Origin of the sequence: Mediterranea sp. ET5 (assembly GCF_023337025.1) — a bacterium.
Taxonomy (GTDB): domain Bacteria; phylum Bacteroidota; class Bacteroidia; order Bacteroidales; family Bacteroidaceae; genus Phocaeicola_A.
Window position 1 is genome coordinate 62329 of record NZ_JAMBLN010000004.1, and the last position, 25885, is coordinate 88213.

The following is a 25885-nucleotide window of genomic DNA, read 5'->3' on the forward strand; positions in this document are numbered from 1 at the left end:
TTTATTCGTAAGTCACCAACCATAACCACCCGGTCGTCTTTGCCCAATAGGAAAACTTGCAGCGACGAAGCTGGAGAGAAGCACGATGCTCCTACCTGACAAAAAACAAATAAACAAAAGAAGAATATTCGCCGGATACGGCTTACTTCGTACGTTCCACCACGTAGGAGAGGAAGGCTTCGAGGGCGGTGCGGATGTCGTCATCCTGCACGGGGAGAATGAGGTCGAGTGCCTCGCGACGGAGCTTCTCCATCGCCTGCATGGCGTACTCGATGCCGCCGTGCGCCTTGGTAAAGCGGATGAGCTCCACAATCTCGTCGTGCGTCACATGACCGCTCTTGACCCGCTTCACGAGGTCACGGATGTGGTCGTCTGCCGACGTGTTCACGGCGTAGATGGCAGGAAGGGTGAGCTTCCCTTCGAGCATGTCGTTGCCGGTAGGCTTGCCCAGTTCGGGGCTTTCGTAGTAGTCGAAGATGTCGTCCTTAATCTGGAAGCAGATGCCGACCTTCTCGCCGAACAGGCGGAAACGTTCGGTGTCGGCCGCCGACGCTCCCGATGCCATGGCACCCAGCTGGGCACAGGTGGCAAAGAGGACTGCCGTCTTCTTGCGGATGATTTCGTAGTAAGTGTCTTCGGAGAGGGAGGAGCTGCTGATATTGGAGAGCTGGAGGATTTCACCTTCCGAGAGGTCCTGACCCAGGCGTGCCACGACACGGACGATTTCGGCGTCACCCGTCAGGGCGGCATGGTGGAGGGAGGTGGAGAGCAGGTAGTCGCCCACGAGGACCGAGACCTTGTTGTCGTAAGCGGAATTGACCGAGGGCTGACCGCGGCGTTCGTCGCTCTCATCGACCACGTCGTCGTGGACGAGACTTGCCGTGTGGAGCATCTCCAACGTGGCTGCCGCATGATAGGCGGCAGGAGACAGCGGACCGAACGACTTCGCTACCAGCAAGGTAAGCATGGGGCGCATCATCTTGCCACTACGGCGTCGTATGTAGCCCAGGATTTCACTCAGCAACGGGTTCGACGTGTTCAGTGATGCATCGAACACCTCGCGGAATGTCAGCATTTCTTGTGCTATCGGGCGTTTGATCAGTTCGGTCTTCTCCATAAAAAGCGTGATTATAGCCGCAAAAGTAATAATAAAGAGAGAAAGCGACGTGCTTTTTTCGTACTTTTACCCTAAATTTTTAAGAATACAGATGGAACGACTATTTTTACTCGACGCATACGCGCTCATCTACCGCGCCTATTACGCGTTCATCAAAAACCCACGCATCAATTCGAAAGGAGAGAACACCTCCGCCATCATGGGCTTCGTCAACACCCTGGAGGACGTGCTCCGACGTCAGGACCCCACGCACATCGGCGTGGCTTTCGACCCACCCGGACCGACCTTCCGCCACGAGGCCTACGAGCAGTACAAGGCGCAGCGCGAAGAGACGCCTGAAGCCATCCGCTGGTCGGTACCCATCATCAAGGACATCATCCGTGCCTACCGCATCCCCATCCTCGAAGTGCCCGGCTATGAGGCGGACGACGTCATCGGGACACTGGCGACCCAGGCGGGTGCCAAGGGCATAGACACCTACATGATGACACCTGACAAGGACTACGGACAACTGGTAGGCGAGCATGTTTTCATGTATCGGCCACGCTACGGCGACAAGGAGTTCGACACGCTGGGCGTGGAGGAGGTGAAAGCGAAGTTCGGCATCGCCGAACCGGCGCAAATCATCGACATGCTGGGACTGATGGGCGACACGGCGGACAACATACCGGGCTGTCCGGGCGTCGGCGAGAAGACCGCGCAGAAGCTCATCGCCGAGTTCGGCAGCATCGACAACCTGCTGGCAAACACCGGGCAGCTGAAGGGCGCCCTGAAGAAGAAAGTGGAGGAGAACGCCGAGCAGATACGCTTCTCGCGCTTCCTTGCCACCATCAAGACGGATGTTCCCGTGACGCTCGACATGGACGCGCTGCGGCGTGAGCAGCCCGACGAGGAGACGTTGCGCAAGCTCTTTGAGGACCTGGAGTTCAAAAGCCTCATAGACCGCCTGTTCAAGAAGGAGAAGGCTCCCCTCCCACCCCCGTCCGACCAGGGCACCCTGTTCGCACTCTTCGATGCCGCCCCCCAGGAGGAACCGGCAACGCCCTCGCGCCTGTCACACCTCGAGGACCTGCCCTACCGCTACCACCTGGTGGAGACGGACGCCGACCGCCGGGCACTGGCGGACCGTCTGCTGGGAGCCGCCGCCTTCGCCATGGACACCGAGACGACCAACGCCGAGCCCATGTGGGCGGAACTGGTAGGCATGAGCTTCAGCCTGGAGGAGAACGAGGCTTACTACGTGCCCGTCCCGGCTGAGCGCAGCGAGGCACAGCGCATCGTGGACCTCTTCAAGCCCGCCTTTGCCCGGGAGGAATCGCTCAAGATCGGACAGAACATCAAGTATGACATCATCGTGCTGGGCCACTACGGCGTGGAGGTGCGGGGTACGCTTTTCGACACCATGATTGCCCACTACGTGCTCCAGCCCGAGCTGCACCACGGCATGGACTACCTGGCTGAAATCTACCTGAAGTACGAACCCATCCACATCGAGGAACTGATTGGTCCGAAGGGCCGCAAGCAGAAGAACATGCGCGACCTTCCGCCTGCCGAGGTCTACCGCTATGCCTGCGAGGACGCCGACGTGACACTGAAGCTGAAGCACATCCTGGAGCGTGAGCTGGACGCCAACGACGCACGCCGCCTGTTCGAGGAAATCGAGATGCCGCTCGTCCCGGTGCTTGCCTACATGGAGCGCAACGGGGTGCGCATCGACCCGGAGGCGCTGCGTCAGACGTCGGAGCTGTTTACCGGACGGATGCGACAAATCGAGCAGGAGGTGTACGCCCTTGCCGGCGAGGAGTTCAACATCGCGTCGCCGAAACAGGTGGGCGAAGTCCTCTTTGACAAGCTGAAGATAACCGACAAGGCGAAGAAAACGCGCAGCAAGGGGCAGTACGTCACCTCCGAGGAGGTGCTGGAGAGCCTGAAGACGAAACATCCCATTGTGGAAAAGATTCTCGGATACCGCGGCCTGCGCAAGCTGCTGAGCACCTACATCGACAACCTGCCGACGCTGGTCAACCCTGCCACGGGCCGCATACACACGTCGTTCAACCAGACGGTGACTGCCACCGGACGACTCAGTTCGAGCAACCCGAACCTGCAGAACATCCCGGTGCGCGGGGAGGATGGCAAGGAGATTCGCAAGGCGTTCATCCCGGACGACGGCTGCGAGTTCTTCTCTGCGGACTACTCGCAGATCGAGCTGCGCATCATGGCACACCTGAGCGGCGACCCGCACATGATCGAGGCGTTCCGCGAGGGACACGACATCCACGCTGCCACGGCGGCGAAGGTCTACAAGAAACCCATCGACGAGGTGACGCGCGACGAACGGCGGAAGGCAAAGACGGCGAACTTCGGCATCATCTACGGCATCTCCGCCTTCGGACTTGCCGAGCGCATGGGCGTCGACCGCCGGGAGGCGAAGGAGCTCATCGACGAGTACTTCCTCACCTATCCGCACGTGAAGGCGTACATGGAGCACAGCATCGAGGAGGCACGCCGTCTGGGCTATGTGGAGACGATTTCCCGACGGAAGCGTTACCTGCCCGACATCCATTCGCACAACGCCGTGGTACGGGGCTATGCCGAGCGAAACGCCATCAACGCGCCCATCCAGGGCAGTGCCGCCGACATCATCAAGGTGGCGATGGTGCGCATCTACCGCCGTTTCCAGGCGGAGGGAATCCGTTCGAAGATGATTCTCCAGGTGCACGACGAACTCAACTTCAGCGTCTACCCGGAAGAACGGGAGCGCGTGGAACGCATCGTCATCGAGGAGATGCAGGGCGCCTACACCCTGCAAGTGCCGCTGGAGGCGGACTGCGGCTGGGGCGCGAACTGGCTGGAGGCGCACTGATGCCGCTGCCGGCGCGTCCCTTTGCCGAAGGAAGCAGAAGGGACGCGCCGGTGTCATTGTGTCAAATCGTCCACTCCTGTCCCGATAATCTGTCACTCCGATCGCGTTTCCGAAGACTATTTGTCAGCGTCCGCCCTTTGCGGCACGTGGCACGGAGTTTGCGACCCTGTAAGTGAGCTTCGGAATGAAAGGAGCCGGAGTCCAAGGATAACTACTCAACGAAACTTAATATAGGAGATTACGACTATGACACCGATGAGAAGAAACAATGGAAACTGGTTACCGAGTATCTTTAATGACTTCTTTGATACCGAATGGATGGAACGCGCCAACGCCACCGCACCTGCCATCAACGTGGTGGAACACGACACTGACTACTGTGTCGAGCTGGCGGCTCCGGGCATGACCAAGAACGACTTCCGGGTACACCTCGACGACGAGGACAACCTCGTCATCTCCATGGAGAAGAAAACCGAGAACAACGGGGAACAGAAGGACGGACGCTACTTGCGGCGCGAGTTCTCCTACTCACAGTTCCAGCAGACGATGGTCCTGCCTGACGACGTGGACAAGGAACACATCAGCGCCCACGTGGAACACGGCGTCCTCACCGTCGAACTGCCCAAGCTGAAAAAGCAGGACGGAGACAAACCGTTGAAAGCCATTGAAGTCAAATAAGCTTGCAGAAGCAGAAGCCATCATCCTGACAGCCACACGGCGCGGGATGGTGGCTTCTTTCGTTTTATACCCACCCTTATGCCCATTACCATCCTCAACTTCACACACGCCTACGAGCCCATGACGTTCCTGCACGACGCGTCCTGCCGCTGGATTGACTGCACCCGCCTGCACGGCACGGCATGCTACTGCGACACCGACGGGGAAGCTCAGCTGCGTCGTCTCCTCGCACCCTATCCGCCCGAAGGCATCCATCTCATCGACTCGGGCGACTACCACTACGTCACCAAGCTGTGGACCGACAAAATCGACCGCCCCTTCTCGCTCGTGCTCTTCGACCATCACCCCGACATGCAGCCGCCCCTGTTCGACGGACTGCTCTCCTGCGGCTGCTGGGTACGCACCATGCTGGAACGGAACCCCCTGCTGCGGAAGGTGTGCATCGTCGGTGCGTCGGAACGGCTCCGGCAGGAGACGCAGGGCTTCGACCGCAGGCTGGTCTACTTCAGTGAGCAGACGCTCCGGCTGCGCGAGGCATGGCACCTCTTCTCCCGTTTCTACCTGAACGGACCAGTCTACATCTCCGTCGACAAGGACGTGCTCACGCCGCGCCAGGCGACGACCGACTGGGACCAGGGCTCACTCTCGCTGGGACAGCTGGAGTCACTCCTGCGCATCATCCTGCGCCACGAGGAGGTCATCGGCATCGACATCTGCGGCGAACTGCCCCTCTGCCAGCAGCCGTCCGCAGTCTCCCCCGAACGCCGCGCCACCAACACACGCACCGACCACGAGCTGCTCGACTGGCTGGAAAAACATCTTCCACAGGAATAAAGCGGGCAGAGGACTGGGGACAATGCAGATATTCCCTATCTTTGTCCGCTGTTCCACACCCCGACACACATGCTGAAACAGTTGTTCCATAAGAAAACGTTCGACCGCATCTTCCATGAGAACTACTCGCGGCTGTACCTCTACGCCTTCCACATCACCGGCGACGCAGAGGTGAGCCGCGACATCGTCAGTGACGTCTTCACCGGACTGTGGAACCAGATGGGGCGCATCGACGAGAAGACACTCCGCGCCTACCTGCTCACCGCCGTGCGCAACCGCTGCACCGACCACCTGCGCACATGCCTGCTCGACAAGCGTTACGAGGAGTACTACCTCGACACAGCCACGGAGCTGTATACCGACGACTACGAGGAACGGGCGGAGGAGGACCGCCTCATCCGCCGGATGCTCGAATCCCTCCCGCCGCTCACCGCCGACATCCTGGAACGCTGCTACCTGGAACGCAAGACGTACGCCGAGACCGCCGCCCTGCTGGGCATCAGCCCCGAGACGGTGAAGAAGCACATCATAAAAGCCTTGCGAACCCTTAAAAAACTCTATAATCCTGCTTCTTTGGAGGAATCCTAGGCACCAAAACGCCCTTTCGTCCGTATCTCTATTAAAAGACACTGAATCATGACACAGCCAACCCCGAACCACCGTCCCGATACTCCCCCGACAGAGGACTTCACCCGTGAGGAAGTCCGGCTGCGACGCTACTTCCTGCGGCAACAGGTCCCCGTGCCGGATGCCGACCGGGAACTGGAGCAGCTCTACCGGAAGCGCCGTTCGCAGCTCGTGCGCCGCACTGCCGTGTGGGGCAGCGTAGCCGCCCTGATAGCCCTGGCGGTATGGTTCGTCCCATCCCTCGTCGGACGGCAGGCGCAGCAGGTGGTGCACACGGCTCCCGCGGTCGACGCGGTGACCCTCCAGACCTCCCGTGGCGAACGGCTCACCATCGGTTCTGCCGACGGGGACGACGCCCTGCACACCCTGGGAGCCACGCTCGATGACAGCGGCAGCCGCCTCGCCTACGACGACCGCTCCGCCACGCCTGTGCAAATGCAGGTGCTCAGCACCCCGGCACGACGCACCTTCCACGTGACGCTGGCCGATGGGACGGAGGTGTGGCTCAACGCCGGCAGCCGCCTCACATACCCGAACCGCTTCACGGACGGCGGACGGACGGTGGAGCTGGAGGGCGAGGCTTACTTCCGCGTGGCAAAGGATGCCGCACGCCCCTTCACGGTGAAGAGCGGCACCCTGTCCACCCGGGTGCTGGGCACGGAGTTCAATGTCCGCCGCTATGCTTCCTCCGACACCCATGTCACCCTCCTGGAAGGCTCGGTCGAGGTGCAGGCAGGGACAGCGCCTGCCGTACGCATCGCCCCGGGTCAGGACGCCTCTCCGTCAGCGGACGGCACCTGGCGGGTCACCGACGTGGACACGGACATCTACTGCGCCTGGCGCAAAGGGCTGTTCTATTTCGACCACGTCCCCCTGCGCGAGGTCCTGTGCGAGCTGGGACGCTGGTATGACAGGGATGTGCGGTTCGACCCGTCGGCAGACACGGATGCGGAAGTGTTCTTCACGGCACGCCGCACCGACCCGCTGGAGGACATCGTCAGCCTGCTCAACAGCCTCCACAAGGCACACATCCGCATCGGGGAGGATGCAATCCTCGTCAGCAAACAGTAAAAACAACAGACAGAAAGACAGGTCTGAAAATCCCCCTCCATTCCCCGCTTCGTACGGACGCGTCGCCACGCTCGTACGGACGCGTCCGCACGGTCGTAGTCGTTCGTCCGTACGAACGTGGCGACCCGTCCGTACGAAGACAGTCATTCTGCCATCCGATATACCTTTCATAATCAGAGAATTACCCTCACCCGTCACCGGAGGGAGACGGACGTGAAAAAAAACTTCATCTTCCACTGAAAAAAACGGTCAAAAGCATACCCGATTGGCGCCCCTTCTCCGTATCTATTTACAAAGGAACATCTATTCATCTCTTTAAAAACCGAAGAAAGCACCATGAGAAGACTGCTCGAAACCCTCTGCCTCCTGGTCATCCTGCTCGTCGCACCGCATGCACGGGCACAGGATGTCGGGAAGAAAGTCAGCTTTGACTTCAAGAATGAAAGCCTGCCGACAGCGCTGAAGACCCTCAACCGCCTGGCGGAAGGCAACGTGACCATCATCTTTGCCTACGACGACGTGGCGTCCCACAGCGTCACGGCATCCGGGCGCAACATGACCGTGGAGGAAGCCTTGCGCAAGGTCCTCACGGGGACAGGACTGACCTGCACCGTCCAGTCTGACGGGCGGTACCTCAGCGTCCGCCGGCAGCCACAGGCGAGTACCCCCGCACCACCGGCACGCCGGGAAGAGAAGCTCACCTGCACCGTGGTCGACGAGAACGGTGAACCGCTGGTGGGCGCCAACATCACGGTGAAGTATGACGGACGAGCAGACGCCTATGCCTCCGTCGGCATGGAGGGACACGCCTCGCTGCCGCTGCGTGGGGGCGAACGTTCGCTGACCGCCTCGTTCGTGGGTTATCTGTCGTCCACACAGGCTTTTACCAAGGGACGGACCGCCTACACCTTCCGCCTGGAGCCTGACACGAAGACCATGAGCGAAGTCGTCGTGACCGGCATCTTCAAGAAGCAGGAGTCGGTCTTCACGGGGGCAGCCCTGACCATCACCAAGAAGGAGCTGGACCAGTTCGGCGACAAGAACCTGCTCAGCTCGCTCGCCAACATCGACCCCGCCTTCAACATCGTGGAGAACAACAACTACGGCTCCGACCCCAACCGCCTGCCCGACCTCCAGGTGCGCGGCACCACGAGCATCACCGCCCTGCAGGACGGTTCGGACGCCATGCTCAACTATCCGCTCATCATCATGGACGGCTTCGAAATCACCCTGCGGCGCATGCTGGACCTCAATCCCGAAGAGGTGGAGTCGGTCACGCTGCTGAAGGATGGCGCCGCAACCGCCATCTACGGCTCACGCGGTGCCAACGGCATCATCGTCATCACCTCGCGCGAACCGGAAGAAGGGCGTCTGCGACTCTCCTACAACGGACAGATGAATGTGGAGCTGCCCGACCTGAGCGGTTACCACCTGCTCGACGCGCGCCGGAAGCTGGAGCTGGAGAAGCAGCTGGGATACTTCGAAGGCAGCACGCCCGACGACATCATCGCACTGAGCAACCGCTATGCCTCTCTCCTCGCTGAGGTAGAGCGCGGTGTCGACACCGACTGGCTGGCAAAGCCCCTGCGCGCCGGCATCGGCCACCGGCATGCCCTGCGCATCGAGGGTGGTGACAAGGCGTTCCGCTATGCTGCCGACGTGTCTGCCGACTTTGTCAACGGCGTCATGAAGGGCTCGGGACGGCGCAACTACAACGGAGGCATCACCCTGAACTACCAGAAGGGAGGCTTCCTGCTGTCGAACCGCTTCCTCTTCGGGTATTCGCTCTCTGACGAATCGCCCTACGGGTCGTTCGCCGACTACGTGAAGCTCAATCCCTACTGGACCCCGACCGACGAGAACGGCGCCATGAAGCGTTACCTCGACGAGGACCGCACCTACTGGGGTTCGGACACGTACTTCCCCGCCAACCCGCTCTACAACGCCACGCTCCCCATCAAGAACACGCAGAAGGGCACCAGCCTCACCGACAACCTCGCACTGGAGTACCGCTTCTCGCCTGCATTCACCCTGCGCGGCGCCGTCAGCCTGTCAAAGGAGATGAGCCGCACCGACCACTACCTGCCGCGCACCCACACCACCTTCCTCACCAGTGAATACAGCTCGGGGGAGAACGTGATGCGGCGCGGACGCTACGACTACGGCAACACCGAGTCCACATCCTACACCGTCAACCTCACCCTCAACTACAACAAGCTCTTCGGCGGCCGCCACCTGCTCTACCTGGGCGTCAACGGCGAGCTGTCGGAACAGCAGAGCGAGTCGGTCAGCTTCGAGCTGGAAGGCTTCACGCAGGAGGACCCCAAACACCTCTCCGCCGCCCTCTCCTATGCCAAGAACAAACGCCCGGGCGGCAGCGAGAGCACGTTCCGCCGCGTGGGTGTGGTGGCAAATGCCAACTATTCGCTGAGCGACACCTACTACGTCGACGGCGCCTACCGTGTCGAGGGAGCGTCGCAGTTCGGCGCCAACAAGCGGTTCGCCCCGTTCTACAGCATCGGGGCGGGATGGAACCTGCACCGCGAACGCTGGATGCAGTCCGTCAGCTGGGTGAGCTACCTCAAGCTGCGCCTCTCCTACGGGCAGAACGGCAGCCAGCGGTTCAGCCCCTATCAGGCCATCGCCACGTACAACTACCTGAACGCCGACCGCTACCATGACTGGCTGGGCATCGCGCCCGCCGCACTGGAGAACGAGGACCTGGAGTGGCAGATTACCGACAAGTACAACGTGGGCGTGGAGGCGTCGTTCTTCAAGGCGCGGGTCAACCTGACCGCCGACGTCTACTGTGACGTGACGGACAACCTGCTCACCGAACGCACCCTCCCGCTGTCCAACGGCTTCACCTCCTACAGCGAGAACCTGGGCAAGCTGCGCAACGTGGGCTTCGAGGCAAAGCTCAGCGTGAAGCCCATCGTCGACACGCAGCGGCGCATCATCTGGACACTCACGGGCAGCGTGGCGCACAACAAGAGCAAGATGGTGAAGCTCTCGTCCGCCCTCAAGAAGGCATTCGAGCAGGAAGCCGCCGCTACCCGTCAGCTGCCACCGAACCGCCTCATCCGCGAAGGCGAGGACCTGAACACCCTCTACGCCGTACGCTCCCTGGGCATAGACCCGCAGAACGGGCGCGAGGTCTACGTGGACCGCAACGGCGAGCTGACCTACACCTGGAGCGCAGCCGACCTCGTGCCGTGCGGCGTGAGCCAGCCGAAGTTCCGCGGCAACCTCAACAGCACGTTCCGCTGGGGCAACTTCTCCTGCGCACTTGCCTTCGGCTACCACTTCGGCGGACAACAGTACAATGAGACACTGGTGTCGCGCGTCGAGGTGACGAACATGAAGTACAACGTCGACGAGCGTGTCTACACGGGACGCTGGAAGCAGGAGGGCGATGTCGCCCCCTACAAGGGGTTGTCGAACTACGAACGTACCAATGCCACCAGCCGCTTCGTACAGGACGACCGCATGCTGACGCTGCGCAACGTGAACCTCGCCTACGAGTTCCGTGAGCAGGTATGGATGAAGGCCCTCGGCCTGACGACCATGCAGGTCAGCGCCAACCTGAGCGACGTGTTCTACCTCTCGTCCATCAAGCGCGAACGCGGACTCTCGTACCCCTTCGCACGGCGCGGCTCGCTGGCGTTGTCGCTCATGTTCTGAGAGGCTGACGGAACACCGTCCGGTCTCTCCCATTCCACTCACCATCAAACACCGCAAAACAATGAAAACCATCCATAGAACCATCTTCCGGTGGAGCGTCCCGGTACTCGCCCTCCTCTGCCTGACACTCACCGCTGCCTGCAGCGACTGGCTCGACGTGAAGCCCTCCACACAAATAGAGAAAGAAGATGCCGAGAAAACACTGACCGGTTATGAGAGCATGCTCATCGGCGCCTACATCCAGATGCAGTCGCCCCTGCTCTACGGACGGCAGATGAGCTACGGCGCCATCGAATACCTGGCGGAACACTGGAACAGTGCGCCCCTGAACAGTGCCGAGAGTGCACTCACCGCCCACCGGTACGACGACGAGGCGGCGGAACAGCTGTTCGCTGACATGATGAACGCCTTCTACAAGGTCATCTTCAATGTGAACAGTGTCCTGTCGGACATCGACCGGCACCGCGACATCCTCACCGACCACCACTACGAACTTATCAAAGGGGAGAGCATCGGGCTGCGCGCCTTCTGCCACCTGGAGCTGCTCCGCCTCTGGGGTCCCATCCCCGGACAAGCAGACTCGACGGCGTGTCTCGCCTACGTCACACGCCGCGGGAAGGAAATCAACGAACGCCTGCCTTATGCCGAGTATGTCCGCCGCATCGAAGCCGACCTCGACGAGGCGGAAGCCCTGCTCCGGGACATCGACCCCGTCACGGAGGTGAATGTGTCGGCACGGGAGGAAGTGTCGCTCATCGGGACCGGGAAAATACGCAGCGAGTTCTTCACCGAACGCCGCAAACGCTTCAACTACTACGCCTGCCTCGCCACGAAGGCGCGTCTCTACCTGTGGACCGGACAGCCCGAAAAGGCAGCCCGCTGCGCCACGCAGGTCATCGACGCCAAGGACAACCGTGGGAAGCAAATCTTCACCTACGGCACACGGAGCGACATGGAGCAGGGCGACTACACGCTCTCTGCCGAACACATCTTCTGCATCGACCTCCCCTCGCTGGAGAGCAACAGCGGACTGGATGTCTACGCCGGCCGCTCCTATAAGCTGACGAAGTTGTTCAAGAGCACTGACCTGCGCCTGACGAAGCTGTTCTACGACCGCACCGAGAACGGCAGCACGAACACGTATCCCTACAAGTACCTCTACGTCCCCGAGCTGAAGGACAGCCGTCCGCGTGCCCTCTGCGTGGTGCCTGCCCTCCGGCTGAGCGAGATGAAGCTCATCCTCGCCGAAGCCCTGGGCAAGGAGCAGGGCATCCCCATCGTCAACGAGCTGGGGGCGCAACGCGACCTCGCCCCGCTGAGTGCATCGACCTCCGAAAGCAACTGGCTGCGTACGCTCGTGCAGGAATACCACCGCGAGTTCTACGCAGAGGGGCAGGGCTTCTTCGCCTCCAAGCGTATCTGGCCGAAGCTCGATGTGTTCTGGCCCGTCGCAAACAACCGCAAGAGCGAGGACATCTACCGGATTCCCTTGCCCCGTGCAGAGACCTTGACCGAATGAACCAACGCATTAATCCTACAGACAATGAGAAACATCCTACTCCAACTTCCGGCAACAGCCTTCGCGCTCTGCCTGAGTGTCTTCCTCGCCACCTCCTGCCGGGAAAACCATATCCCCACCTATTCGGGCGGGGCACGCATCCAGTGGCTCACCCGCTTTGTCAGCGACTCGCTGCGCGTGGACTTCTCGTTCACCTCGCTGACCGGGGGCGAGACGTCGTACGTGGTTGAACTGCCCTTCAAGGTAATCGGTCCCGCCACCGGGCAGGAACGCACCTTCACCCTCCGTCAGGCGGACGATGACAGCGGACTCCCTGCCGCCGTCGAAGGGACCGACTATACCCTCCCCGAACGCCTCACCGTCGCCCCGGGTGCGCTGCAAGGCACCGTTCCCGTCACCCTGCTGCGCACTGCCGCCCTGGACACCGTCACCAAACGGCTCGCCCTGGAGTTTGTCACGGGCAGCGAGTTCGGTCCGGGCGCCCGGTTGCAACAACGCGCCGTCATCGACTTCTCCAACCAGCTGTCGCGTCCCTCGTCCTGGGACTACATTGTCGAGTGGCAGGACTGGGGCGTCTGGAGCCGGGGCAAGCACCTCTTCATCAATCAGGTGCTTGGGAAGCCCATCGCCGACGACTTCTTCCTCGTCACCGACGCGACCCTGTTGCGCATCTACCTCGACACGCTGAAGAAGGCGCTCGACCGCTTCAACAACGACCCGGACAACATCGCCTCGGGCAAGGCTCCCGTGCTCTCCGACCCGAACGACCCGAAGTCCGCGCCCATCAGCTTCAGCTCCCAATCCGTCTAACCCCCAAAAACACCAACTCATGAATACCCGCATATTCCCCTTCCTGCTGTGCCTTCTGCTGGCACTGACAGGCTGTTACGAAGACGAGAGCAACGACCGGCTGCTGCCCAAGGCCACTGTCAGCGTCACCGGCATCGCCGAAAGCTACACCGTCGGCGCACTCAAGGAGGTGTCGCTCGACATCACCCCCGACGTGGTCAGCCCGGGCAACGAACATCGTGCCTGGTGGGGCATCGTCTCGGAAAAGGACCGCTACAACGCCGTCATCGACACACTGGCACGGACCGTCGAACTGCACATCCGCCGCAGCTTCCTGCCGGGTGAGTACATCCTGCTCTACTACGTGGAGGACGTCAGCACGGGACTCTCGCACATGCTGAAGACCCGCCTCTCGGCACGCACGGAGTTCAGCAAGGGCTGGTGGGTGCAGAAGACCACACCGGACGGGACCGGCTGCGACATCGACATGTTCCCCGACGAAGGCAGCCTCATCCCCGACGTCATCCGGAACGCCGCCGGGCAGCCGCTCGAAGGGAAAGCCGTCGACATGACCACCGCCCAATACTCCTTCAGCTACACCACGACCGACGCCTCGGGCACACCCGTCCGGGAACAGGCCGCGCCGCTCATCGTCGCCTCCGCCCGGGAGCTGGCGGTGCTCAACCTGGAGACAGGCATCCCCGTCGCCCGGATGGCGGACCTGTTCGTCGAGCAGCCCACCACCCCCGACATCACCGCGCTCTGCCATGCCTACGGACACCTCTACCTGGGCTGCAACGGACAGATTCATGCGATGGGGTACAGCAACGGCTCCCTCGTCGGCATGTTCAACACGCCCCTGCTGGGAGACACCCCTCTGCCCTACCTCCACAGCGGGCAGCCACGCACCAAGGCACTCTGCTTCGACGACGTCCGCGGTGCCTTCTTCACCCTGCCCGAGGACGCCATCCGGGTGCAGTACATGGAGGACGAAGCCGGCGCCAAGCTTACGGGACTGGACGCCGAAGTGCTGGCTGCCGGACCGCATGACATCGAGTCGAACTTCGACGATGCTACGTCCGAGGTGGTCCTCCGCGACCGCACGACGGGCAGAGTGAGCATCTACACCTTCCAGAGCAACCTGAACAACAAGAACGGCAACGTCAAGTCCGTCCGGCAAGTCGTGGAGGGCAGGCTGCTCCACCGCGCCGAGCACGTCTGTGTGGCAAAGGAGTACCGCGAGCTGTTCTTCACCGTCGGACGGGACCTCTACATGTACGACATCGCCACGGGCAGCGAGACCCTGCAACTCACCCTGCCCGACACGGATGCCGTCACCCTCCTGCAGTGCGTCCGGATAGGCGACTTCAAGCCTGAACCGCTGCTCCACCTGCTGCTCGGGACCTCCGACGGCAACCGCTACACCCTGCGTGTCTACAGCTTCCGCGCCGGCCACATCACCGAACCTGCCGTCCGCACCCTGGAAGGCGAAGGCACCGTCCGCCGTGCCGTCTATGCCGCCAATGTCGACGGATACATCCACCGCACCTGCCTCGAATGAGGCAAACCGGCAGTATCTCCCCCTCCCCTCGCCGACGCGCCCTGTCTCGTCGCGACGGGAAGGGGAATCCTCTGCCGGACCGTTGCGGCACATCCGCACCGAGACCCGTGCCCCTTTTGGGGTCAAAATATATTTGCACATCCACGCCTGAATGCCTACCTTTGCAGCCGACTATTTGAGGAAACGATTAATATTCTAGAATATGGCATTACAATGTGGAATAGTGGGTCTGCCCAACGTCGGGAAATCGACCCTCTTCAACTGTTTATCCAACGCTAAGGCACAAGCTGCCAACTTCCCCTTCTGCACCATTGAACCCAACGTCGGTGTCATCACCGTCCCCGATGAACGGCTGAACAAGCTCGCCGAGCTGGTCCACCCGGGACGCATCGTGCCGACCACCGTCGAGATTGTCGACATCGCCGGACTGGTCAAGGGAGCCAGCAAGGGGGAAGGACTGGGCAACAAGTTCCTTGCCAACATACGCGAGACGGACGCCATCCTCCACGTACTGCGCTGCTTTGACGACGACAACGTCACCCACGTCGACGGCACGGTGGACCCCGTACGCGACAAGGAAATCATCGACACCGAGCTTCAGCTGAAAGACCTCGAGACCATTGAGGCACGCATCCAGAAGGTCCAGAAGCAAGCACAGACCGGGGGCGACAAGCAGGCGAAGCTGCTCTACGACGTCCTCCTGCGTTACAAGGAGGCACTCGAACAGGGAAAGTCGGCACGCACCGTGCAGTTTGAGGGCAAGGACGAGCAGCGGGCGGCACACGACCTCTTCCTGCTCACCTCGAAACCGGTGCTCTATGTGTGCAACGTCGACGAGGCCAGCGCCGTCAGCGGCAACAAGTATGTCGAACAGGTGCGTGAAGCCATCCGCGAGGAGGGTGCCGACCTGCTCGTCGTGGCTGCCAAGGTCGAGTCGGAGATTGCCGAACTGGAGACCTACGAAGACCGCCAGATGTTCCTGCAGGAAATCGGACTGGAGGAGTCGGGCGTCAACCGCCTCATCAAGGCTGCCTACAAGCTGCTCGACCTGGAGACGTTCATCACCGCCGGCGAGATGGAGGTGAAGGCATGGACCTTCCACAAGGGATGGAAAGCTCCGCAATGCGCCGGCGTCATCCACACCGACTTCGAGAAGGGCTTCATCCGCGCCGAGGTCATCAAGTATGAGGACTACCTCACCTACGGCTCCGAAGCCGCCGTGCGCGAAGCCGGCAAGCTGAACGTCGAGGGCAAGGACTACGTCGTACAGGACGGCGACATCATGCACTTCCGCTTTAACGTCTAAACCCTCCCGACATGGACACACTCGCCTTCATCACGTGGAACCCCGGCATCGAGCTTTTCAGCATCGGGCCTGTCCACATCCGCTACTACTCGTTGTGCTGGATCATCGGACTGCTGTTCGCCTACCTCATCGTGCAACGGCTCTACCGCCAGCAGGGCATCAAGAGTGAGCTTTTCGAACCACTCTTCCTCTACTGTTTCGTGGGCATCCTCGTCGGCGCCCGCCTGGGGCACTGCCTCTTCTATGAGCCGGGCTTCTACCTCACCCATCCGCTGGAGATGTTTCTCCCCTTCCGCCACACCGCCTCGGGATGGATATTCACGGGCTACCAGGGTCTGGCGAGCCACGGCGGCACGCTGGGCCTGATGATTGCGCTGTGGCTCTACGTCCGACGGACGAAGCTGAACATCGTCCGCGTGCTCGACAACATTGCCATCGCGACGCCGCTCACGGCATGCTGCATCCGTCTGGGCAACCTGATGAACTCCGAGATAGTGGGGCTCCCGACCGACGTGCCCTGGGGCTTCATCTTCGTGCACAACGGCGAGGCGTTCGCACGTCACCCGGCACAGCTCTACGAAGCACTCGCCTACCTGGTCATCTTCCTTGCCGGCTGGCTGCTCTACCGACGCCACCGTGACAAGGTGGGGACGGGCTTCTTCTTTGGCTTCTGCCTGACAACGATATTCGCCTTCCGCTTCTTCGTCGAGTTCATCAAGGAGGAGCAGGTGGGCTTTGAGGAGGGCATGGCACTCAACATGGGACAGTGGCTGAGCATCCCCTTCGTCGTGCTGGGCATCGCCTGCATGGTCGGCGGACGCTGGCTCCGGAAGCTTTCCGGGAAATAATCCTTCCTTCCTCACGTTCTCTCTGACAGGGGGACGGGACTGCGGTGACATCCGTAGCCCCGTCCCCCTGTTTCGTATGCAGGGACCGGCAGACACGGTGGCTTGACGGACGGGGCGCAAGTGGCTGGCTCACTCGACACACGTGCCTGACTCCCTAAAAGCCCGTGCTTAATCTGACAGGCACAGGGGATTGACAGACCAAAGTATTATACTTAGGCAGCCTAAGTATTATACTTAGGGGGTCTAAGTATAATACCTTTCCAGGCTAAGTATGATACTTTGGTTAGTTGAATATGATACTCAGGTATATCAAACTAATTGGTTTGCCACGTCAAACACTTGTGTTTATCCGGTCAAAGGCTTGTGTTTGCCCGGGTAAGCGCAAGTGTCCGGGGCATGCCTGCAGATGGCTCCCGGCGGTAGAGACTTATTGTAAGATTCCGGTATTTTCGCACCCCTGTTTTCGGTATTATTTTGACGTTACAAGAGGGTATCACTTTAGTATACCTTATGATTTATTTTACCATTTTCCCTTCTGAACGAATCTATCCCGAAGAACCCTTTTCAGCCCTTTTAGCCCCATTTTAACAAGAAAGAGCAGACAGATGCTCCTGCTAGCAACATTTGTCCACCAAAAAGATAGAAATTTACCCCCCCCAGTAACCTTTTAACCTACATTTGCATCCAACGAGCTTTTTAACTAATCACTTTATTTAATCACTTATTGTTTTATGAGGCAAAAGGAAATCATGAAAAACATGAACGGTAGACTATTCCTACTGTTGGCACTTCTCCTCTTTGTGCCACTGGGATTGTTTGCCCAGTCCATCACGGTGAAAGGAACCGTCGTGGACGAGACAGGTGAGACTGTCATTGGTGCTTCGGTTGTGGAGAAGGGGAATCCTTCCAACGGAGTCATCACCGATTTCGACGGCCAGTTCACGCTGACTGTTCCCAAAGGAAAGATGCTGGTAGTCTCCTACGTGGGATACATCTCCCAGGAAGTAGAGGCTGTAGGCGGTGAAAACATCCGCATCACCTTGCGAGAGGACTCGCAGTCACTCGACGAGGTGGTAGTCATCGGTTACGGTGTCAGCCAGGTACGTAAGGACTTGACCGGTTCCGTCGGCTCCGTGTCGGGAGCCAAGCTGGCACAGGTGCCTGTGGCTTCAGCCGGTGAGGCGCTGCAAGGAAAGATTGCCGGTGTGCAGGTCACCACGGTCGATGGTGCGCCGGGTGCCGACATCAACATCCGTATCCGTGGTGGTGGTACCTCACTGAGTGGTGACAACAGCAAGCCGCTCTTCGTGGTCGACGGTTTCATCACCGACAACATCAACGATATTCCCCCGACAGACATCCAGTCCATCGACGTCCTGAAGGACGCCTCCCTGACTGCCATCTATGGTGCGAAGGGTGGTAACGGTGTAGTCATCGTCACCACGAAATCGGCACAGGCAGGCAAGCTGAAGGTGGAATTCAACACCTACTGGCAGGCACGCCAGCTCTCCGGCAAGCTCGACTTGCTCGACACCTACGAGTTCGTCCGCTACCAACTCGACGGCACGGTGGCAAGCAACAGCAAGATCCACCAGTTCCGCAACGACTTCGGTAACCCGAACGACCTCGACATCTACCAACATGCCGTGACCCACGACTGGCAGGACGAAATCATGGGCAGCACCCCCATCACACAGATGTATAATGTAACGGTGAAGGGTGGTAGCGACAACATCAAGCTCAGCACCTCGCTGACCCACCACGACGAGCGTGGTGTCGTGGAAAGCTCCGGCGTACGCCGTACGAACATGAACACGAAGATTGACGTGAAGCTCTCCGACCGCGTGAGCCTCCTCTTCAACCCGCGTTTCACCTACCGTCGTGACATGGGTGCCGGCGGTGAGGGCATCGGTACATCGGGTTTGATCGGTGTGCTCCGCTACCGCCCGACGAACGGCTTGCGCGAATACATCTTCCGCGACGACGAGACGGTCAACTTTGACGAGGAGCGCAACTGGATGCTCGCCAGCCCGCGCGACGACATCGACCAGAACTACCGTCTGCGTCACTCCTACACCTTCACTAACCAGGCTTCGCTGACGTGGAAGATTATCGACGGACTGACCTTCCGCTCAGACATCGCACAGTCCTGGCGCTTCCGCGACGACAACCGCTTCTACGGTTACCTGACCGACGAGGCTGCCGACAACAACGACATGCCGGTGGCTGAAATCACCAACGACCGTCAAGACAAATACGTCTGGACGAACACGTTGAACTACCAGCTCAGCCTGCGCGACGAGGATGTGCACAACTTCTCGTTCCTCCTCGGACACGAAATGCAGCACACGCAGACGACGACCAACTTTGAGGCAGCACGCTACTTCCCGCAGCAGACTCCTCCCCGCTCCGCCTTTGCCAACATGGGCTTGGGTACGGCTTACCAGACCACGTCAAGCGTGTCTACCCCCGACCGCATGCTCTCGTTCTTCGGCCAGGCAAACTACAACTACATGCACAAGTACCTCGTCTCGCTGACGTTCCGTGCCGATGGTTCGACGAAGTTTGCTCCGGGCGACCAGTGGGGTTACTTCCCCTCCATCTCCGGTGCATGGGTACTCTCGGAAGAACCGTTCATGCAGGACATCGACTGGATCAGCCAGTTCAAGATCCGTGCCGCCTTCGGTATGGCAGGTAACAACGAGATTGATTCCGACCTCTGGCGTTACCAGTACAGCATCTCCTCCACCGGCGGACCGAGCTGGGGCGAGACCACCCTCAACGGTGAAGGTTACTACCAGAACGGCTCCGGCTCGACCTTCCCCAACAAGGACATCAAGTGGGAGACGACCATCACCCGCAACCTTGCCCTCGACCTGAGCTTCTTCGACGGACGCCTGAACATCACGCCGGAGTTCTACTGGAACACCACGCGCGACCTGCTCTATGAGAGCATGATTCCCTCGACCACCGGTTACACCCGCCAGATGCAGAACGTGGGTCAGGTGACCAACAAGGGTTTCGAATTGACCATAGGCGGCGACCTCTACCGCTCGCGTGACGCCGTGTTGAGCGCCAACTTCACCATGGGTATCAACAAGACCCACGTCGACCACCTCAACGGCGACGACAAGGAGCTGTGGGCAACCTCCAGCCGCTGGTCGTCATCGGACAACGACTTCTGTCTGCGTGAAGGCGAGGAAGTGGGCTTGATTTACGGTTACGTGTACGACGGACTGTACAGCTTCGACGAGTTCGACCGCGTGAACTTCAACTACGTAGCCAAGGAAGGAACCGTCAATGGCGACGGTATCTACGGCACCCAGCCGGGACGTCCGAAGTTCAAGGACCTCAGCGGCCCCGAGGGCAAGCCTGACGGCATCATCGACGAATACGACCGTACGATTATCGGTAACACCAACCCGCGTCTGCAGGGAGGTTTCAGCTTGAGCGGACAGTGGAAGAACTTCGACTTCAACGCCAACTTCACCTACATGCTCAACTTCGACCTTATCAACGCCACCGCCTACGAGCTTTCGTCTGCCCATGGCTCCAGCCAGAGCGACCCGAAGAACGTCCTCGCCGACTTCAACTACGAGAACCGCTGGGTTTACTACGGCGACATCTACAACGCCGACGGTACGCTCTACAACGCCAACGAAATGCTCTACAGCAACAGCCAGCACAACGAGTACATGGATGTCTATCAGTCCATCAATGCCAACAAGACACTCTGGAACCCGAACGACGTGACCGAGCGCTACACCCACTCCTACTTCATCGAGGACGGTTCGTTCCTGCGTCTGCAAGACATCACCATCGGCTACACGCTGCCCGAGAAGCTCACCAGCAACTGGGGTATCTCCCGTCTGCGTGTCTATGTGACCGGCTCCAACCTCTTCTGCCTGACCGGCTACAGCGGCTACGACCCCGAAATCGACATCCAGAGCGGTCTGACCCCGAGTGTGGACTACAACCGCTACCCGCGCAGCCGCGGCTACCTGTTCGGACTTAACATTTCATTCTAAACCAAACACAGAAACACATGAAGAAGAAATACAGTTTCATCCTGGGACTTGCCCTGTTGGGCATGACATCGTGCTCCGACTTCCTGGAGGTCGACTCTCCGTCCGCGTTCACCGACGACTACGTGATGGACAACCTCGAAGAAGCCAACCGCCTGCTCAACGGTGTCTATGCCGGCATCTGCAACAACAACACCTACGGCAATGCCTACCTGACCACATTCTGCTTCAACAGCGATGTGGAGTTCACCACCAGCTCCAACGAGCTGCAGAGCGCCAGCCACAACGAATACAAGCTATTCGACTGTGAGGCGGACGCCAGCAACCTGCTCTCAACCTGGAACGCCGCCTACTCGGGCATCGAACGCGCCAACAACTTCGTTGCCGCAGCCGAAGGCAGCGAGCTGTATGCCCAGGGCGACGCAGACCTGATGCAGATGATCGGCGAGGCGAAGTGCCTCCGTGCCATGAGCTACCTTGACCTGGTCATCCTCTTTGGCGACATCCCCTTCTCGATGACGCGTACCTACGACGCCGAGAGCCTCGTGATGCCCATCGTGAACCGTGACGAAATCCTGACCACCCTCATCGAGGACCTGGAAGGCATCGCACCCTCCATGCGCTTTGCCTCCGAACTGGAAGGCGGCGTGGAACGCTGCTCGAAGGAGTACTGCTGGTCGCTCATCGCCCGCATCGCCCTCTTCCGCGGCGGTTACTCACTCCGTCCGGGAGCCACGACTGCCGACATCGGCACCATGGAACGTCCCGACGACTACAAAGACTACTATGCCATCACACGCCAGTACTGCGACTCCGTCATCTCCTCCGGCACCCACAGCCTGAACAAGGACTACATGCAGGTGTTCATCGACGAGTCTGCCTACCGCGTGACCAACAACGACGACCCCATCTTCGAGATACCCTTCACCCAGCTCGTGTCGGGTAACATCGGCTACATACACGGACCGAAGGGCAACGAGTCGAATGCCGGCGGAACGACGGGTGTCAACCAGTGGGGTATGGCAAGCTCCAGCGTCCGTCTGAACGCCTTCTACCGCTTCACCTTCGACCCACAGGACGCACGCCGCGCCATGGTGGGCTTCTGGGGTTACGAGGCTGACGGAACACCGACACTGGAGAACGACCGCAACAACTACTGCAACAAGTGGTCGAAGTTCTGGGACCCGGACCACACGCTGGGTTACATGAGCGAAGGAAGCACCGGCATCAACTTCCCCTACATGCGTTATGCCGACGTCCTGCTGATGTATGCCGAGGCTGAGAACGAGTTGAACAACGGTCCGACGGCTGCCGCCCGCGACGCCCTGAAGGAAGTGCGCCGCCGTGCCTTCCGCAATGCCGACAACCAGGGCGAGATGGTCGATGTCTACGTAGACCAGGCTTCGAGCAAGGAAGACTTCTTCGACCTCCTCGTCGACGAGCGTGCCTGGGAGTTCGGTGGAGAGAACATCCGCTGGAAAGACCTCATCCGCTGGAACCTCTACAACCAGGTGGTATATACGACCTTCTGGCGCTACTACGGTGTGGGCAGCGACGACTACTCCTACGACCTCTATGACGAGTACGACTCCTATCCGCGCAACATCTACTACCACGTGATTCCCAACCCGGGCGACGGCAGCTTCCCCAACACCGTGCTCGACGTCATCGAGTTCTTCACCGACGAGGAATATGGTGTCGACTGCCAGTGGGCGCCCATCCCCATCGACTACCAGCTCAACCATGCAGACCGTCTGCCGTCCATCACCGGCAGCGATGCCTGGAGCCAGGCAGAGTGGTTCAGATGGATTGACGAGGACACCGGTATCGCCCGCGCCGACTGCCGCTGCTCGCTCCGCGGATACATCTACATCGACCCGCAGGGTTCACTCTTCCCGAGCGACATGCCCTGGTATTCACTGGAGACCGACCTCAACAGCCTGCCGCCCGTGCGCTACATCCTCCCCATCCCGAGCGATGCCATCTCGCGCAGCAACGGCACGTATGTGAACTACTACGGATATTAACCTTCAACCAACACGTGAGACAACATGAAAAAACATAGTATCTATTTCTTCCTACTCTGGGCATGCGTGACCATGTTCTTCCCCTCCTGTCAGGACGACGACGTGGTCAGCGACGGGGAGTTCAACAGCGAACGTCTGTTCATGCCCATGTTCCGTTGTGACAATAACACCAACGCCGGCACCTCTGACCGCTACCAGTGCGCCATCGCCTCGGAAGCGCCCAACAGCACCAGCAAATATGTCAACGACGTGCAGCTCTACTGGTACGGTGTCAACGGAGCCAGCGGCTACCGCCTCCAGGCGAAAATCCAAGGTACGGAGTGGGCCACCGACTGTGTGCTCGACACCATCCTTCCGCCCGACCAGCTCTCGTTCCTCCACGAGGACCTGCAGTACTCCACGGGCTACTCCTACGCCATCCAGGCTCTCTCCCCCAAGGGTGATGCCTACAACTCCAAGTGGTACGGCTACGGCGACGGCTCGCACCAAAAGGACTACTTGGTCATCGTCACGGGTGAACGCTATGCCGTACCCGACGTGTTCTGGCCTTCCGAAGTGACCGAGAGCACCGTCCGCGTCAACTTCAACCCCACCGTGGAAGACGGCAGCGAGACGACCTACCGTGACTTCTTCGAAGCTGGCGCCGAGACTGCCAACGGCGAATGGGTGTTCGACGAAATCCAGATTGTCCCCACCGCCGACAACCCGCAGCTGGAGACCATCATCCACAAGATGACCCAGGCTGACCGCGACAAGGGCTACGTGGACTTCGAGGGACTGAGCTCCAACGGCTCCTACATCATCTACGGACAGAACAACAACGTGTCCCGCTACTTCGACCGTCAGTACAACAAGGTGATGATGCGTATGATGGGTGAACCGGGCGAACCGATTATCATCCCCGCCACCGTCGACCCGAACGACACCATCCTCGCCCAACGCTACGTGCCCGGCCTGCAGGCTACGCGTATCGACACCGTGCTCACCAACTACATGGGTGACAACACGCTGGCCGAGGGACAGGTGTTCTACCTCGAAGGCGGCAAGGACTACTACATCTCGACCAACGTCGAACTGACCAAGGGCTTCACCATCGAGACCAACCCCGAAGACCTCCCGACCAAGGGGCGTGCCCGCATCCTCCTCGGTGTAGGTGCCTCGTCAGAGAGCATGGTCGACCCGCAGGAAGCCAACTTCAACCTGGCACGTAACGCACAGGGCGGTGCTGAGAACGGCATGATGTTGACCATCCAGGCCATCAAGTTCAACGAAATCAACTTCCAGCCGCAGATGTACTACAACTACTGGGATGTGAACGGCACGGGTGGCAACTCATCGAACACCATCAGTGCGAACTACTTCATAAACATGAGTTCACAGGGTCTCTCCTTCTCGCTGACCGAGCTGAGTGTGACCAACTGTACGTTCAGCGGCTTGGTGCGTGGCTTCATCCGCTTCCAGGGTCCGAACCGCCAGATTATCGAGAACCTGACGGTAGAGAACTGCGTCTTCTACGACTGCGGCTGCTATGACACCAACGGACGTGGCTACTCGTGGTTCGCCGGACCGGGCAACAACCGCAACTCGAACTTCTACCAGAACCTTGTCTTCCGCAACAACTCCATCATCGGCTCGCCGCGTCACGCCCTCGTGACGGAGAACGGCAACCTGGCATGGCCTGTCGGAACGACCTGGAACATCACGGTGGAGAACAACACGTTCGTCAACTTCAGCCCGCACTCGACCAGCTCCGGCCACGGCCTCATGTTCGAGACTCGCTACATCCCGATGGGCAGCAAGATCACCTGCCGCAAGAACCTCTTCGTCATGGTGAAGGCCGGCGACTCTGACGACCGCTACCTCTACATGCGCGGCATGCGTATCAGCAACCAGGCTATCAGCTACGACTTCAGCGACAACTATGCGACCACCGTGCCCACCTGGTACAACAACCAGGGCAACCTCCAGAACCTGACCGACGGACTTTGGACGAACTATCCGTTCAGCGGAAACGACGGTGCCGGCTATCAGAGCGGTTCGCTCAACGCCGGAGGCATCGGAGAAACCCGCATCAAGTTCGGCGACAATGCCAACGGCAACGAACCCGATGCCGTGGGCTACCAGCTGACACCCGAAGAGCTGTTCCAAGACCCGCATCCGCTGGCTCCGAACCGCGACAAGAACATGAACCGCTACAACGTGGACGGTTTCTACTACAACAACACGGACCGCGTGCGCAACCACCCGATTTACACGAAGGGAATCGGTGACCCGCGCTGGCGTACCGGTGCCGCTTGGAAATAAGGCACAACAAAAATGCGTGAAAGCTCCGGACTCACCTTGCAACCTACACACATTGAGATTCCCTGATTGCAAGCCGGAGCAGTAGCGACTGATTCATCATAAGCAAAGAATGGGTAAAGGCTCGTCGTGAGACGGGCCTTTACTGTGTTTATAAGGTGGGGGCTTCTCCCATACCACCTGCCCCATTCAAAAGCACAAGATACATTTCCCTCTTCCCTCTCCTCTCCTCTCTTCTTATCAAATTGTCAAACGAAGCGTCCGAGAGTGCCCTTCCTCGCACCAAAATACAAGTTGGTGAGTAAAGAAGGCATTCTCGCGCGATTCACAAAATACACATTGAAAGCAATCCACCTCAAACGCTGTCTCCGTGGCAGACGGAAGTCGTCCTTACCACCCTCACTACCATTCAGCCGTTCACCTACCCTACTTTATGATACCTTCCGATTTATTGACACGGCCCACCTTTTGGAGAATGAAACTCCGAATTTTTTCCTTTCATCTCCCGAATATTTGACTTTCGCGGACAAAACAATAGGGTTTGGCAGGTGAAACTATATTGTTTGACGCGGCAAACTATATTGTTTGGCTCGCGAAACAATATTGTTCCGGGCACGTTTTGTCCATATTCC

General features: G+C 59.6%; 15 protein-coding genes. 14 read left to right on the forward strand and 1 reads right to left on the reverse strand.

Annotation, left to right across the window (positions count from 1 at the left end; all coding sequences use genetic code 11):
- Positions 1 to 142 precede the first annotated feature (142 nt).
- Positions 143 to 1117 carry a polyprenyl synthetase family protein gene (locus M3087_RS04030; RefSeq protein WP_106483866.1) on the reverse strand — a complete coding sequence of 325 codons (975 nt, stop codon included), beginning with the start codon at positions 1115 to 1117 and terminating at the stop codon, positions 143 to 145.
- A gap of 91 nt (positions 1118 to 1208) precedes the next feature.
- Here M3087_RS04030 and polA point away from each other — a divergent pair, with 91 nt between their 5' ends.
- From polA to M3087_RS04100, 14 genes are all read left to right on the forward strand, one after another.
- Positions 1209 to 3983: a DNA polymerase I gene (gene polA / locus M3087_RS04035; RefSeq protein WP_249093915.1), complete on the forward strand. Its 2775-nt coding sequence runs from the start codon at positions 1209 to 1211 to the stop codon at positions 3981 to 3983.
- A 246-nt stretch (positions 3984 to 4229) separates the two neighbouring features.
- Positions 4230 to 4661, forward strand: a complete 432-nt coding sequence (locus M3087_RS04040; RefSeq protein ID WP_249093917.1) for an Hsp20/alpha crystallin family protein — start codon at positions 4230 to 4232, stop codon at positions 4659 to 4661.
- A gap of 78 nt (positions 4662 to 4739) precedes the next feature.
- The gene (locus M3087_RS04045; RefSeq protein WP_249093918.1) at positions 4740 to 5495 is read left to right on the forward strand and encodes an arginase family protein; all 756 of its coding nucleotides are present in this window, start codon (positions 4740 to 4742) and stop codon (positions 5493 to 5495) included.
- A 69-nt stretch (positions 5496 to 5564) separates the two neighbouring features.
- Complete coding sequence (locus M3087_RS04050) at positions 5565 to 6083, forward strand: sigma-70 family RNA polymerase sigma factor (protein WP_022384934.1); 519 nt, start codon at positions 5565 to 5567, stop codon at positions 6081 to 6083.
- Between the two features lie 48 nt (positions 6084 to 6131).
- Positions 6132 to 7193, forward strand: a complete 1062-nt coding sequence (locus M3087_RS04055) for a FecR family protein (RefSeq protein ID WP_249093920.1) — start codon at positions 6132 to 6134, stop codon at positions 7191 to 7193.
- Positions 7194 to 7529: 336 nt separating this feature from the next.
- A complete protein-coding gene (locus M3087_RS04060) occupies positions 7530 to 10877 on the forward strand; it encodes a SusC/RagA family TonB-linked outer membrane protein (RefSeq protein ID WP_249093923.1) in 3348 nt (1115 codons plus the stop codon).
- A gap of 61 nt (positions 10878 to 10938) precedes the next feature.
- A complete protein-coding gene (locus M3087_RS04065; protein WP_249093925.1) occupies positions 10939 to 12396 on the forward strand; it encodes a RagB/SusD family nutrient uptake outer membrane protein in 1458 nt (485 codons plus the stop codon).
- A 24-nt stretch (positions 12397 to 12420) separates the two neighbouring features.
- Positions 12421 to 13206, forward strand: a complete 786-nt coding sequence (locus M3087_RS04070) for a DUF4843 domain-containing protein (RefSeq protein WP_249093927.1) — start codon at positions 12421 to 12423, stop codon at positions 13204 to 13206.
- 19 nt (positions 13207 to 13225) lie between these two features.
- The gene (locus tag M3087_RS04075) at positions 13226 to 14746 is read left to right on the forward strand and encodes a PKD-like family lipoprotein (RefSeq protein ID WP_249093929.1); all 1521 of its coding nucleotides are present in this window, start codon (positions 13226 to 13228) and stop codon (positions 14744 to 14746) included.
- Positions 14747 to 14948: 202 nt separating this feature from the next.
- Entirely contained in the window at positions 14949 to 16052 is a 1104-nt protein-coding gene (gene ychF / locus M3087_RS04080; protein WP_022384940.1) for a redox-regulated ATPase YchF, read from the forward strand.
- 11 nt (positions 16053 to 16063) lie between these two features.
- Positions 16064 to 16900 (forward strand): prolipoprotein diacylglyceryl transferase, encoded by an 837-nt coding sequence (gene lgt / locus M3087_RS04085; protein ID WP_249093931.1) that lies wholly within the window; start codon positions 16064 to 16066, stop codon positions 16898 to 16900.
- Between the two features lie 749 nt (positions 16901 to 17649).
- On the forward strand, positions 17650 to 20928 hold the full coding sequence (locus M3087_RS04090) for a SusC/RagA family TonB-linked outer membrane protein (protein WP_249093933.1): 3279 nt from the start codon (positions 17650 to 17652) through the stop codon (positions 20926 to 20928).
- Between the two features lie 17 nt (positions 20929 to 20945).
- Complete coding sequence (locus M3087_RS04095; RefSeq protein ID WP_249093935.1) at positions 20946 to 22952, forward strand: RagB/SusD family nutrient uptake outer membrane protein; 2007 nt, start codon at positions 20946 to 20948, stop codon at positions 22950 to 22952.
- A gap of 24 nt (positions 22953 to 22976) precedes the next feature.
- Positions 22977 to 25256, forward strand: a complete 2280-nt coding sequence (locus tag M3087_RS04100) for a hypothetical protein (RefSeq protein ID WP_249093937.1) — start codon at positions 22977 to 22979, stop codon at positions 25254 to 25256.
- Positions 25257 to 25885: the final 629 nt, after the last annotated feature.